We start from the raw sequence: 15654 nt of genomic DNA, 5'->3' as shown, positions 1-15654 counted from the left end.
ATCATCTCGATGGATGTTTCCTACCAGCCAGTCTCCCAGCTCGCCCGTCGCGTGCAAGAGGGTTGTTGCCCGTTCAACTCTTCCGGTTTGACGTTTCGGCGATTTTCTGCAACTGCAAGACCTTGGATTCCTGACCCTCGTTCACCGTGACCCAGCTTTTCCGGCCATCGTGAAAATCAAGGACAAACCTCCGGTCCGTTGCTAGGAGCTTTGAGATGTAGGCTTCGAAGTCGTCAAAGAATCTAGATTCGACTTCCGTCCAGTCAATTCTTTCGGGGGAGAAGAAGCCTTTGACTCGGATCCTCGCTGAGAACGAGTCGCCGCGTACAGCCATGGAGCGTTTTCGACACCACGTCCAGCCGTGCAGTACATGAAACAACGCGACCAGGAAGAAGACTCGCACACCGCCGCCTTCGACCTGCGGCGAAGGGCGGCTGACTCCTGAACCGCAACAATTGCGATCTTTCGGACAGCAAAAGAGCCTGCAAGCATCCGGTTTATCCGATTTTAGGGGTTGTGTGTAGCGTCCTTGAGGGAGGGGGATAAGAATGTGCACTGCTTCAATTGCCCCCCCCCGAGTGATTTTTAGATCCATGACTCGCTTCGCCCCGCAATCCCGCGACAAGAAAGCTCGCCACCGCCGAAAGACTCGACATCACCGGATGGAGCAGCTTGAGCAGCGACTCCTGCTCGCCTCCGACTGGCAGAACCCCTCTCGTCCCCTGGACGTCAACAACGATGGACAGGCGACGCCACTTGATGCGTTGCGGGTGATCAATCGGGTTGCCTTGGATGGTGAGGGCCCGCTTGGCCCCCGGTCGAATCCGCTTGCATCCTACTTTGACACCAATGCGGACGGATTGGTTTCGCCGCGCGATGCGTTGATGGTGATCAACGGTGTCGGGCAATCGAACGGGGCTCCCGTCTACGAACTTGCGGAAGGTGAAGGGGATGTTGCGCCCGCCGGATTCGCCAGCGTCATGTTCACGACGCTGCCAGGCAACGAAACCGAGCTGGTGGATATCGACACGCAGTTCGAGTTCATCGCCGAGCAGTTCAACGAATTGGGATACTTCGTCGTGGAGACGGCGACGGGTAGAGTCGGCGGCCGTTATCCGAACGATCCTGGATACGCCGAAAAGGTCTTCGAGTCAGCCAATCGGCATGTAGTTTATTCGAAGTTCCGTTCCGCACCGCCCGCCTGGGAGATGACACTACCCGCTGGCAGTCATCTCGGCGTTTATGTTTTGCAGCCGGCTGACGACCAAGGCAATCCAGAAAACCACCTGCGCGTCCGCGGCGCGAATTCAATCGCACTCGCGGCGGATGATCAACATCATTCGGCGCATCAGATCGGCTGGGAAATGCACGCCCACAGCTGGCCATCTCACATGGTCGGCGATCGAAGTTTCGATGATGTCTTGATCGACGTGACGATCGGAACCCCCTACCCGTCGAACTTGCCGCCAAAGCTCGATGCCATTCCGGGGCAGACTGTCGACGAAGAGAAACCGTTTACGTACGACGTCGTCGCAAGTGATCCCAACCCCGACGACATCTTGTCCTACTCACTGCTCGACGCCCCAACCGGGATGTCGATCAACGGCCGAACAGGGAAACTCCAATGGACGCCCTCCGAAGCAGTCGGTCCTGGACAAGTCGACGTCACCGTCCATGTCGAAGATCTAGCGGGTGAATCAGACCAAACCTCCTTCACGATCGATGTTCGTGAAGTCAACAAGCCACCGGTGCTTGCCCGGGTCGAAAACCAACGAGTCGAAGAGCAGACGGAGCTCAAGCTTCAACTGACAGCGACCGATCCCGATCGGCCCGCAAACACGCTCACCTATTCGATTGAATCCGGCCCGAGCGGGGCTTCGCTGGACCCGGTCACGGGGGCGTTTTCGTGGACGCCGACCGAAGCGCAAGGCCCGGGAGACTATGTCTTCAGAGTGCGTGTTTCCGATGGCGATGAATCCGACGACGGGACCTTCACCGTGGTCGTCAGCGAAGGCAACAGGACGCCGATCTTGTCGCCGATCGACGATTATGTGGTTCGAGTCGGTGAGCCCGTTCAGTTCACGGCCCAGGCGACTGATCCAGACATCCCGGAAAACCGTTTGACGTACCGGCTTGCAGCCGGCGCGCCTCCCGGGGCAAGCATCGACGCAGATACCGGACAATTCAGCTGGACGCCCACGGGACAGCAATCGCGTCAACAGTACAACCTGTCGGTCGTCGTCAGCGACAACGTTGATCCAGAAGCTATGACCGACATGCAGTCCTTTGTGGTGACCGTGGCGAATTCCGCACCCGAGATGGACGCGATTGAAAACCAGGGTGTCGACGAGTTGACCGAGTGGACGTATTCGCCCTCCGCAACCGACATCGACCTCCCGAGTGATTCGCAGACGTATTCGCTGCAGTCCTCTCCGGCCGGGATGCAGATTGATCCCCAGACCGGCGAACTTTCCTGGACGCCAACCGAGCTTCAAGGACCGGGCAGCTATTCGGTGGTGGTGGTGGTCAGCGACCTGGATGGAGCAACGGATACCGAATCATTCACGATTGCAGCGCGAGAAGTGAACGTCGCGCCGGTAGCGGAGCCAATTCTGAATCAAACCATCGATGAGCAGGCCCTCTTCTCGTTGCACGTCACCGCTACCGACGTCGATCACCCGTCCAACTTGCTGCAATACACTCTGACACAAGGACCTACGGGCGCCCAAATCGATTCGGCCACCGGCGAGTTCTCTTGGACGCCGAGCGAGGCCGACGGGCCGGGGACGTATCCGATCGTGGTGACGGTGACGGACAGCGGAACGCCAACCCTATCCGATCAGGTCTCGTTCGAAATCACGGTTGGTGAACTGAATCGGGAGCCGGTGCTGGATTTCATCCCCGACCAGACGGTCGACGAAGAGACAACTCTGAGGTTCACTGCCACCGCAACGGACCCCGACATTCCGGCAAACAACCTGACCTTTAGCGTCACCGGCAACCCGCCGACCTCCTCGATCGATCCGATTACCGGCGTCTTCACCTGGACGCCATCGGAAACCGAAGCACCGATGAATTACGTGATCCAAGTCACGGTGTCCGACAACGGGAATCCCTCGCGGTCCGATTCTCAAGAAGTGATGATTTCGGCCTTGGAAGTTAACGAAGCACCCGTGCTTCAAACAATTAACGACGTGACGGTGGAATTGGGCGAGACGGTGGCCTTCACCGCGATCGCGACCGACCCCGATTCTCCTGTGAACACACTGACGTATTCACTGGACCCTGGAGCACCAGACGGCGCATCGATTGATCCGGAAACCGGGGCATTCAGTTGGACACCCTCTGCCAACCAAGACGAAGGGGTCTATCCGATCACGGTGACGGTCACCGATGACGGCGATCCGATCAAGGACCACAGCCAGACCTTCGAAGTCAGCGTCGGATCCTGCGCCTTTCCCAACCTCGACAACTGGACCGTCACCCAACACGGCGACACCAAAAACCCAGGTTCGGTCGTGGTCGACAATTGCAGTGCGGTGATGACCGAGGGGGACTCGTTCTTGGTCACACTTGGACAGGCATTTGTCGTTCCAGATGCACCATCAGCGCTCGAATTTTCTTTTGATGACCTAGTGTTTGACGAGACAGACACCGGTTTCATTAATGATGCCTTCGAAGTTGCCCTACTGGATCCATTTGGCAATTCACTGGTCCCTTCGATCGACCGTGGGCACGATGCATTCTTCAATGTGACCGAGCAGATTGCGACGGCGGCAGCCTCGGGTGTGACGATCACCGAAAATAAGGTTGTCGTCGACATTTCAGGCCTGACAACCGGCGAAACGGCCAACTTAGTATTCCGTCTTATCAATGATGATGCTGATTCGGCGAGCACAGTACGTATCACCGAATTGCACTTAGGTGGGCTTCAATCGACAAGCACTGGAATCGCTGCCGTCACTGAGTCCTCTAGCCGATCAAACGTTCTGACGCAAACGTCGACAAACATTTCACCGTACCTCGTCCCCCCGGGTGAGATTCAATCAAGCCTTGATCCGGCGACACCCAAAAACTCGGATTCTGCTAGCGTCGAGCAAAGCAATGATTCAGCCGAAAGCTCGGTGTTCGTGCAGTTCAAAGATTTCAGTGATACGTCAGCCTTAAAGCTCAATGGTGCTGCCCGAACCTTAAATTCTCAAGACGGGCGGGTGTTGAGGGTGACTTCAGCTGGCCCCAGTCAGGCCGGTAGTTTTTTTAGCAGCACACAAGTTAACGCCGCCGATTTCAGTTCGGCATTTAGCTTTCGAATCACAAATCGCGGCGGGCGAATCTTTGACTGCAACAGCATTGCCGGTGCCGATGGGATTGTTTTTGTTGTCCAGTCGGTAAGTTCGAGTATCGGGTCAAGCGGGCAGGGCATTGGCTACGCAGGGATATCCAGAAGTGTAGGCGTTGAATTCGACACTTGGTGCAATGCTGCAAATAGGGATCCAAGCTCCAACCATATCGGGATCAATGTTGGTGGAACTGTCAATCATGGATCGGGAGCGCCTCACACGAGAAACATCTCCCCCGACTTCGACAACGGATCCATTTGGTACGCGTGGGTCGATTACGACGGAACAGAACTTGAAGTTCGAGTGAGCCAGAACGACATTCGTCCCGAGCAGCCGCAATTAACCCGGCAGCTAGATATTCCACAAATCATCAATAGCGAAACCGCCTTCGTGGGATTCACATCGGGCACGGGCGCCGATTGGGGGAACCATGACATCATCAACTGGCAGTACAACGAATCATTTGATCCGATCGGAGTTCCCGAGTTCACCATCAATGCGCGTACAGCGCGTTCCAGGGTGGAAGTAGGCGATCAGACGCTAATCACTGGAGATGCGCGTTCGATTATCGGCAAAGGGGGGCCGACGGAACGGGAGGTGTCCATCACTCACGTCTTAATTAACGACCGCCCAGTCAATATTGTCGACGCCTCTGGGAGCTTTTTTGCCTACGTCGAGGTTGGGCCTGGCGAGAACCGCTTTGAAATCACAGCCTTCGATGCACTGGATCAACAATCACAAACATCACTTACGATTACCGGTCTGTCGAGTGGAGACGACATAGACTTTTCTCGCTTCTCCGATATCACCGATACTTTTCAAGAAGTCTACGGTCGAACTTCATTCAAAGACTCTGACGACCGACTTCTCGTCGACTTGGCGACGAGGAACACAGGGACCTTCGAAACTGATGTCCCTCTGTTGGTCGGAATCAAGAACATCAGCGACCCAACCGTCTCGGTGGTCGGTGCGGATGGGTTCATGCCGGGCGGAACGCCGTACTACGACTACACCGAAGCGGTCCGCGATGGGACGCTCGAAGCAGGGGAAACCACCGATTCGCCCACCGTCACGTTCCACACGCCTTCGCGGCAGCAATTCGACTACGAACTCGTCTTCTACGGCAAGCTCAACGAAGCGCCAATCATCGAGTCGCTACCGAAGATCGAAGCCGCGTACGACCGAGAGTACCGCTACGAGGTGCTGGCGACGGATCCCGAGGATGACCCGCTCAGCTACACCTTGACCACCAAGCCCGCCGGGATGGACTTCGCACCGGGAACGACCGATGTCGTCTGGCAACCCAGCATCAGCGACATCGGCTACCACGACGTCGTCGTCACCGTCAGCGACGGCCGAGGTGGAACCGCAGAGCAACGTTTCACAATTGAGGTGCTCGAAGCCCCGCCAAACCGGCCACCGGTGTTTACGTCCGTGCCGATAACGTCAACAGCGAGTACTTCATTCGAGTTTCTTGGCACCGATATCCCAATTATCTCGTACGGGGAAGCTGGCCAAAAGTACTTGGTCGGGAGTCATGGATTCCTGCCAGGTTTTGAACAGCCTGGTTTCGATGACTCAGATTTTCTTGTGGGACAGGGGGCCTTTGGCAGTCCGAGAAATGGGTGCTCAAATCTTCCGTCGCCTATCAGGACAAATTGGCCCACGAACACCGACCTACTCGTTCGCCATGAAATTGACCTCCCAAGCAACGTCAGAAACATTCGATGGTATGGTGCGGTCGATAATCGATACGAATTGTTCTGGAATGGACAGCGCATTGGAGGCGGTGGCGGTGGATGTGCTCAGAGAGATTACTTTCGAGCAAATGTCTCAGATTCACTCGTCAACGTGGGTGAAAACACTTTGGCGATTCGCGGAATCGATCTGGGTGTCGTCTCTTATCTCGATTTCCGTTTGATTGCCGACTTCGTACCAGAAGGGATTGCCGAACCCGAATATCTGTATTCGGCCAGTGCGATCGATTCCGATAACGATCCACTCAGCTTTTCCCTCCAAGAAGCCCCGGATGGAATGCAAGTCGCGCCGACTACTGGGACTATCACATGGAATCCGACCGTCAAACAAATCGGCAATCACCGAGTTGTGCTCGAAGTGTCTGACGGCCGTGGCGGCGTCGCGACGCAGGAGTTCATCGTCTGTGTGCATCCGGATCCGGATAACCACGATCCAGTGATCATTAGTGAGCCAGTAACGTCGATTACAGTTCCCGCTCGCAGTACCGGATCGGTGCTTTATGGCATTGACTTCGCCGATCCGACGTCATTGTACCGCGTTGATGATCTGAATTCGAACGCCGTCGTCGTGGGCAGCACCACCGTCTCGGAGCTTAGCGATCTCGCAATCGACCCTTCAACCGGTGAAGCGTTTGCCATCAATGCCGACGGATTGTATCAGCTATCCCTTGAAACTGCAGAAACAGCTTTTATTGGCGCGACCGGATTGCCTGCTCCCAGTTCGCTGGAGATCCTTCCTGACGGACGAATCATCGCGGCGGATTTCGAAAGTTCTCAGCTCTATCTTGTCGATCGCAGCACCGGGGCGGCAACGGTGTTGTTCGATACCGGGTGGTTATTTCACGGCGATGTGGCCTTTGACCCATTGTCGGGAGATCTTTTTGGATCCGCTTTCCAGGGTCCTCCCCCAGCATCCGACACGCTGATACAAATCGATTTGGATAGGAAGACGGTCTCCGCGGTTGGTGATCTAGGAATGGTCGTCACCGGATTGGGATTCACCAGCGACGGGCGTCTGCTCGCGGCCAATAGTTCCTCGACCAATGTCTACGTCGTCGATCCCAAAACATCAATGACTCGATCTGTGTATGACGCGGGCATCACGCTTGGAGCAGGCCTCGCATTGCGCGCCGTAGAAATCACGTCCGACCCGACGACCCACTTCGGAATCGAATTCCCGCTAGGTGATCTGTCTTTCGCGGATCGCGTCGTTCGGTATGAACCGGGACCGGATGTCGCAGGTGTCGGCGATGACAATCCTCAGAATGCATTGGGACCGCCAGAACCCAATGGCGAATTCGGGACACGCACTGAACTTGGGAAAGACGGCGTTCTGGTCGTGGAGTTCGTCGACAACTATCTGGTCGATCAACAGGATGTCGCCGGGGGGCTGGATCTGTACATCTTCGAAGCCGGTAGCGCCGTTGAGAGCTTTCAAGTCGAAATCAGTGAAAACGGCATCGACTGGATCGATCTCGGCACGGTCAAAGGCCAGCCCACCGGGATCGACATTGGTCCGTTTGTCGACGCGAACAGCGTCTTTCGTTTCGTCCGTTTGACCGATGTGCTTCCAGACGAAACACGCGGCGAAGCTGACATCAATGCTATTGGCGCGATCGGGTCGATTGACGCATCCGCCTTCTATCAATACGACGTCGATGCAATCGATCCGGACCTGGATGCACTGTCCTACTCGCTGTTAGACGGGCCCGACGGAATAGTGATTGATCCAGACAACGGCTTGGTGACAGGCACTTTCTCTGCTGACGCAATCGGCATACATCCGGTGACCGTTCGGGTCGAAGACGGCCGAGGAGGTTTCGATGAACAGCGTTTTACGATCAATGTGCGGTCTTCCGCCGGCGGAGAGATTCGGGGACGAAAGACGGTGGTCGATGTTGATCCCGTTGTGATCGCAGAATCGAGTTTTGACGAAGGGCCTGGCGGATGGACCATCTTCCTGGACCAGAATCAAAATGGTGTCCGCGACGCTGGTGAACGCTTTACGATCACCGACCAGAACGGGGACTACGCGTTCACCGATCTCGCCGAAGGACGCTACACCGTTCGTGAGGAGGCTCGGCAAGGCTGGGAGCAAACCTATCCAGGACGGCCTGTCGGTTCGCGTTTGATCGCGATGAGCGAGGCCAACGGCGACGTATTTGAAGTTGATCCAAAAACCGGCCAGGCGGTACGAATTGCCTCGATCGGTTTGCCGGCTGACTCATTCGAGTTCATCGCCCCCTACACGGCCTACCTCGGTCACAACAGCAACCGTGTCAGCCGATTCGATCTCAAGACCGGAACTGCAACCGAAGTTGCCGTGCTTGATGGCGTGGAGAACATTGAAGCGTTGGCCTTCGACGGTGTCAATCTTTACGCGGCAATTTCCCTTGACCAGGACGGGCAAGCAGAGCGTCTCGCGATTATTGACGTGGAAAATTCGCAGTGGTCAGAAGTGGCCGTGTTCGGCGCTCAATTCACCGATGTCGACTCGCTCGCGGTCCTCCCCGATGGTCGGTTGTTGTTCACCCATTTGTCACAGCCGTTCTCAATTGGCGTATACGACCCTCTCACCAAGGCGGTGACGAATCTCGGCGGCCTAGAGTACAGCGTCATCGGCCTAGACGTTGATCGTGACGGAACCATCTTTGCCACCACATACGATTTGTTCACCTCCGGTAGTCAGTCGTTGCTTTTGGAGATCGACCTCAACGGACCGATCGCGACCGTCATCGGCGACACACAAATTCCTATCGCCGCCGGACTGTCTGTCGTCCCTGACTACACCATTGCCGATGGCTACTCCGTCCACGTTGCACGCAACCATGTGGTTTCAGACGTCGATTTTACAAATCGAAAGCTCTCTGACGGTCCCAACCGCCGTCCCGCGATTCAGTCTCAACCGGTGACCGCAAACGTGGTTGGAGCACTATATCGATACAACGTGTCCGCGACAGACCCTGACAAGGATCCTTTAACCTTCCAGTTGCCGGTCGCACCTGCCGGCATGACCATTCATCCGAGCTTGGGAGCAATGGTCTGGCAGCCTTCGTTTGAACAGGTTGGCACCCACGAGGTCCTAGTGCAGGTCACCGACGGACGCGGTGGATCCAATGTGCAGTCGTTCAGCATTTCGGTGGATGATCCGAATGTCGCGCCGGTGATCACATCGCAGCCAGTCCGCACAGCAGTCCGAGGCGCCACTTACCAGTACGAGCTGACCGCCCAAGATGCCGACGGTGATCCGATTACCTTCGAGATTGACGGAATGATGCCCGTTGGTATGACAATCGAACCTGTTGAGCTGGAGAATTCAGATGAAAAGATCGTTGAATCGTTCCATCGACTGACTTGGAGTGTTCCTTTTGACGCAGCCGATGCTGACACGTTCATTCGCGTGGTCGCTCGGGATTGCCGGGGCGGCGAAACCGTTCAGCAATGGTCGATCGACTTACTTGACGCCGCCACGGTAAATCGGTTTCCAGAAATTACGTCGACGCCGCGTCTCAAGGCTCGCCACGGCTTGCCTTGGTCCTACCGAGTTTCCGCGTTTGATCCTGATGGCGAGGCACTGACCTATGCCCTCGGAGCTTCCCCCCAAGGAATGCAAATCACATCCGATGGGCTGGTCACCTGGACGCCACCATTGGACACTGACACATCGGTTGCGGTCGATGTGATCGTTTCGGACGGGCGCGGTGGCGAAAAACGACAACCCTTTCGTTTGGGCATCGTCTCCGTCGACACGAATCTTGCTCCATCCATTAACTCCGTTCCTCCGATTGCAGCCGTCTTGGATCAATCCTACGCCTATGATCCCTCGGCGAAGGACCCAGACGGCGATTCCATCACTTGGAATCTAACGGTCGCGCCACGCGGCATGTCGATTGATGCGGTTTCTGGCAAGATCCGCTGGTTGCCCGACGACCAGCAACTGGGATCACACCAAGTCGTTCTGACCGCAAACGATATTTTCCTGGGCCATGCCACTCAGCGGTTTACGATACATGTCGGCTGTAACAATCTTGCGCCGGCAATTGTCTCCGTGCCCCCGACGGTTGCGCTGTCTGACAGAATCTACCTGTACCCGGCACGAGGCGAAGATTTCGAGAATGACTCGCTGCGGTGGCGGCTTGTCAACGCGCCAGCAGGCATGTCGATCGATGAATCGAACGGCGTGATTCGCTGGACGCCGAATTCCGGACAAATCGGCAGCCATGACGTGTTGGTTGAAGTCCGCGACGAACTCGGATTCGGCACGCAATCCTACACGCTCGTCGTCAATTCGGCGGATGCACCCGTTGACCCCAATAACCCCGACGGACCGACCAAGGGCAACCGTGCTCCAATTATCACCAGTGCTCCGGTCTTCAATTCCGAGGTCGGCTCGCTTTACCAATACCAAGTCCGGGCGATTGACGCGGATGGTGACAACGTGACGATTGCATTGGCGGACGGTTCGCCAGCTGGGATGGAGATCAATGATGGTTTGGTGACATGGACGCCCACGGAAAGCGATATTGGGACGCCGTTGATTTCGATTCTTGCCATCGATCAGTTTGGCGCGACCAGCACCCAAGGTTACGTGCTGTCGGTCATCACCAATCAGCCGCCATCGATTACATCGGCGCCCAATACCCAGGTCACTCGTGGCGCGACGTACCGGTATACCGTCGCCGCTGAAGACCCCGATCGAGACCCGCTGACCTGGAGCCTCGGCGACTCGGCTCCAGCGGGAATGTCCATTGATAACAAGGGAAGAATTCTTTGGGAGACGACAGGATTCGCAAATGATTCGGTCGATGTCACGGTCATTGTGACTGACAACCGGGGCCAACCGGATTCGCAAGACTGGACGATCACCATTAACGATGACACCCAGCCACCGGCAGTCGACCTGGTGGTGATCGTCGGAGATCAAGCCCATCGAGGAACGGCGCAGGTCGATTTGGGGGCCGACTACCGGGTGCGAGTCACGGCAACCGACAATGTCGCAGTCACAGACATTCGACTATTAGTCGACGGTCGACCGGTAACACTCGACGCGTTTGGGCTGGTTAGATTGCCGACGATTGCGACAGGTGACATTTCTTTGACAGCGTACGCCAACGATGCCGCAGGCTTGGAGGGATCGACGTCCGCGACCATCACCGTGGTCAATCCGTCGAGCAACAATCCGCCCAAAGAAAGTGAGCCGGGGTTTCCGACACGTCCCGATCCCGATCCGTCCGACGCGGGTGAACCCGTCGTCGAAATCACCAAACCCGTGCTGGGCAAACGCATCAGCAACGCCACACTGATAGAGGGAAGTGCCTACGATCCCGAAGGCAATTTTTGGTACTACGATGTGCGCTACGCCCGTGCCGACCGAGTCTCTCTGGCAAATATCGACATAGATGACCCGGACTGGGTGCTGATCAAACGCTCGTCCAGTGAAGTCAGGGCGGGCGAGTTAGCGGTATTTGATCCGGCATTGGTCAGTAACGATGCCTACGCGATCATCGTCACCGCATTCGACAGCAACGGACGCGGCTACGTCCAGCCGACAATGGTGTACGTCGAAGGCAGCGTTCAGACCGGAAATTTCCAATTGCAGCTGACTGACCTTACGATTCCGCTCTCCGGAATCCCGATCGAAGTCACACGTGTTTATGACACATTGGAAGCCACCGAATCCGGCGACTTTGGGTACGGATGGAAGCTCGGTGTCCAAGACGCACGTATTTTCGAAGCCACCGCGATCGGTAGCGGATCAGCCTTCAACGGAGGCAACGACAAATTTGTACCGGGCGTGACCAAAGTCTATTTGACCAACCCAGATGGCCAGCGCATCGGTTTCACCTACAACCTGACCGACCTTCAAGCCAGCTGGTTCGGCACGACCGCTCGGCCGGTCTTTACGCCGGACGAGGGCGTCTACGACACACTGACCATTGACACCACCAGTGTCGCAGTCGGAGGCATTCTGGGAGCCTTGGGCGGCGGGATCAATCCTGACGTCTACACCTTGACGACCAAAGATGGCACCAAGTACCGGTACAACCAATTCACCGGTCTTCAAACGGTCACGGACCGCAACGGAAACGTGGTCACATTCACTGAAGACGGCATCTCGCATACGTCCGGAGAATCCATCCAGTTTATCCGCGATCATCGTGGACGCATCACATCTGTAATCGACCCGGCCGGCGAGAGGATTAGCTACGAATACGATCTGAAAGGTGATCTGGTAGAGGTTACCAATCAAATTGATCTAAAAACCCGCTATGAGTATCGCCAAACGCCGCCTCACTATCTGGACAATGCCTACGATTCTCTGGGCCGCAAAGTAATGGAAGCGGTCTACGAACAGGACGCCGAAACACGATTGTATGAATTCAAAGGCGTCGTTGATGCGTTGGGCAATCGCGTCGACGAGCGAGATTTTCAAACCGATCAAAACACCGGCGTGGTCCGCGACGGCAACGGTAATGCCACGACGTTGATCTACGACGACCGCGGAAACGTGCTACAAGAGATCGATCCACTTGGCTTGGCAACGCTTCGGGAGTATGGCGACTCTAGAAATCCGGATGCGGAGACACGGATTGTCGACCGCCGTGGCTTCATCACTGACCAAGAATTTGATGCTCGTGGAAATGTGACCAAAATCACTGAACGGGGCAGCGAAGCCAATCCTTTCGCCGAACCGATTGTGACGTTGTTCTCCTACGATAACGGCAATCGAGTGAAGTCGATCACGAACCCGCTCGGTCACGTCACGGCATTTAACTACGACCGCGCGGGAAATTTGATCCGGATCAAGAACGCAGAAGACAACACGTCTTCGTTCACCTACGACGATGAAGGTCGCCGAGCATCGTTCACGGATTTTAACGGCAACACAACCGTCTATGACTACACCGACGCCTGCCCCTGCGGTTCACCGTCCAAGGCCACCTTCGCCGATGGTACCTATCAAACATTCCAGTACAACCAATTTGGCCAGGTCACCGAAGAGTCGACGCACGAAGCCGACGGCACCTTGGTGGAATACCGCAAGACATTCTACGACAAAGCCGGACGAGTCATCGAACAGCAGACCGGCCTCGAAGGCGATCCCAACCATCCGCCCACAATCGTCCGCAGCGTCTACGACGGACATCTATTGGACTGGGAAATCATCGTAAATCCAGAATCTCCGAACGATACACCGGCAACACCGGTTGCCGATCGAAAGAGCCGCATCACGGACTACGAGTACGACGCGAAGGACCGATTGATACGCCAGATTGACGCCGAAGCCTGGTGGAACTCGACGACCGAGCGTTTTGAAAACCGCAAGGGCGAAGCCCGCGGAGTGGTCGAATTCCGCTACGACGCAAACGACAATCGTATCCTGCTGCAAGATCCCGTCGGCAACATCACCACTTGGGTTTACGACGAACTTAACCGCGTCGTCGAAGAGCGTGATCCGTTCTACAACGAAAACCTAACCATCGACGCAGCGATCGCATTGCTTGAGACGCCCAGCGGCGCGGACCTCGCTGCCAACACCGGCGCCGAGCACGTTCGAGCCTTCGCCTACGACGGTGAAGGCAACCAGATCGAGATGATCGACCGCAACGGACGCCGTCGCGAGTTCGATTATGACCACTCGGGTCGCCTGACAGAAGAACGCTGGTATAACGAAGCGGAACATTCGACGGATCCACTGGCGTTGGTCAACACACTCGCGTTCACTTACGACGCGCTCGGCAACATGCTGACGGCCCAGGACGTGAACAGTCATTACGTCCATACCTACGACGCACTTAATCGCCTGACCAGCGTCGACAACAACCCCGAAGGCACGCTCGACCTGCCGCGAGTGATTTTGACGTACCAGTACGACGCCCAAGGCAACGTCATCGAGACCCAAGACGACGCGGGCGTGACCGTCGCCTCGGAATACGACGAGCGCAACCGGCTCGCCATCCGCCGCTGGTACGACGCCGACGTTCCAACAAGCGAAGACCCCGACGTCGATCCGGTCCGAGTCGATTTCCTCTACACCGCAGCCGGCCGCGAAAGCGACGTCTTCCGCTACAGCGACCTCGACTCCGACCCTGCCAACCTCGTCGGTCGCACCGAACGAACCTACGACACCACCGGCAAGTCCAACCTGCTCACCCACCTAAACGCCACCGACGAACTCCTCGCCGGATACGACTACGACTACGACTTCTCAGGCCTGCTGGTCCACGAAGCCCGAACCCACCAAGAAACGCAATACGAACAAACGATCGACTACCAGTACGACCTCACTGGCCAACTCACCTTCGCCGACTTCGACACTCAAGACGACGAGCACTACGAATACGACGCCAACGGTAACCGAACCCACTCAATAGTCGGTACCGAAGAACGAACCTACACCACCGATACCGCCAACCAACTCAAAAGCGACGGAATTTACAACTACGAATACGACGGGGAAGGAAATCAGGTCAAGCGGATCGCATTAGCTTCCGACGAGACACGAATACTCACATACGACCACCACAACCGACTAGTCCAAGTCGATGATTGGAGCAGCGATCCTGGCGATCCCTATAGTCAATCCCCAGGGGCAGTTCTGCTAAGTCGAACTGCACACGACTTCGATGCGTTTGGTCGACGGATCGCTGAAATAGTTGATGTCGATGTTGTTGGATCGGCACATACGCAAACCGACCTGATGGTATTCAATGGTGACCACGGATGGGCAGACTTCAATGGAACAAAGCGTGCACCGACCCGTTACTTCTATGGAAGTCGAATTGACCAAATAATTGCACGCATAGGCAGTGATGAAGATATCGTTTGGTACATGACTGATCGCCAACATTCGATACGCGACTACTCTTCTTCCGACGGCAGTATTGCTTCACACTCCGAGTGGGGCGCATTCGGGCTGGCTTATCTTACGGTCGCCTTCGAGGATGGAGATCGATATGGCTTCCAAGGTCGGGAGGCCGTCGGTACCACGGGGCTCCATTTCTTCAGAGCCCGGCACTACGATCCTTTCATCGGCGGGTTTACAAGCCAAGACCCGATCGGATTTTCAGGAGGGGAATTGCGACTGTATACGTTTGCTTCCAATTCCCCATTGAATGCGACCGACCCATCTGGATTAGCCTCTATCTCGGAATGGGGAGCATTTGGCAGCCTTTTTGCAGTTGGAGCGATACTCGGTGGGACATTGACATTTGGTTTCGCCTTTGCGTGCATACAGCCAAATTCCGTGTATGACCTTATGACAGTAGAAGTAATCGCTACAGCCAGTGCTGGTGCTTTGATCGGGGGCGCAGCGTTAGCCTTTGCCCCAATTACCCTTGAGTTGCTTGGAAGCCCGACTCTCCCAGAGATTTACCTCCTCCTAGGCAGGGCGGGCTTTACGGTAGTTGATGCTGTAGGACCACCTTCGGTGGGAATCGTACCACTTGCCTGCAGTTTCCTGTCTGTTACCCACGATTAATTCAATGAACGAGGAAAGGGGAGACGTGGAAAAGGGGAAGCGATGGACGAGGAGACGAGGAAAAGGGGAAGGGGGG

3 protein-coding genes and 1 pseudogene are annotated in these 15654 nt (G+C 56.0%); 2 read left to right on the top strand and 2 right to left on the bottom strand.

The genetic code is table 11. The features are described from left to right. Window positions 1–73: 73 nt before the first annotated feature. Window positions 74–595 (bottom strand): hypothetical protein, encoded by a 522-nt coding sequence (locus Mal15_RS34155; protein WP_167546933.1) that lies wholly within the window; start codon window positions 593–595, stop codon window positions 74–76. Between Mal15_RS34155 and Mal15_RS35160 the strand changes: the two are divergent. Beyond that, window positions 549–3383, top strand: a pseudogene (locus Mal15_RS35160) (putative Ig domain-containing protein); the annotation flags it as partial. The gene Mal15_RS34155 and the pseudogene Mal15_RS35160 overlap by 47 nt on opposite strands. Here the strand turns inward: Mal15_RS35160 and Mal15_RS34720 are convergent. Beyond that, window positions 3368–3571, bottom strand: a complete 204-nt coding sequence (locus Mal15_RS34720; protein WP_233902916.1) for a hypothetical protein — start codon at window positions 3569–3571, stop codon at window positions 3368–3370. The pseudogene Mal15_RS35160 and the gene Mal15_RS34720 overlap by 16 nt on opposite strands. Here Mal15_RS34720 and Mal15_RS20425 point away from each other — a divergent pair. Next, window positions 3564–15578, top strand: a complete 12015-nt coding sequence (locus Mal15_RS20425; RefSeq protein ID WP_233902915.1) for a putative Ig domain-containing protein — start codon at window positions 3564–3566, stop codon at window positions 15576–15578. The genes Mal15_RS34720 and Mal15_RS20425 overlap by 8 nt on opposite strands. The last annotated feature ends 76 nt before the right edge of the window (window positions 15579–15654 follow it).

The sequence above is a fragment of the Stieleria maiorica genome, assembly GCF_008035925.1.
Taxonomy (GTDB): Bacteria; Planctomycetota; Planctomycetia; order Pirellulales; family Pirellulaceae; genus Stieleria; species Stieleria maiorica.
This window is presented reverse-complemented; position numbering and strand designations above follow the sequence as displayed.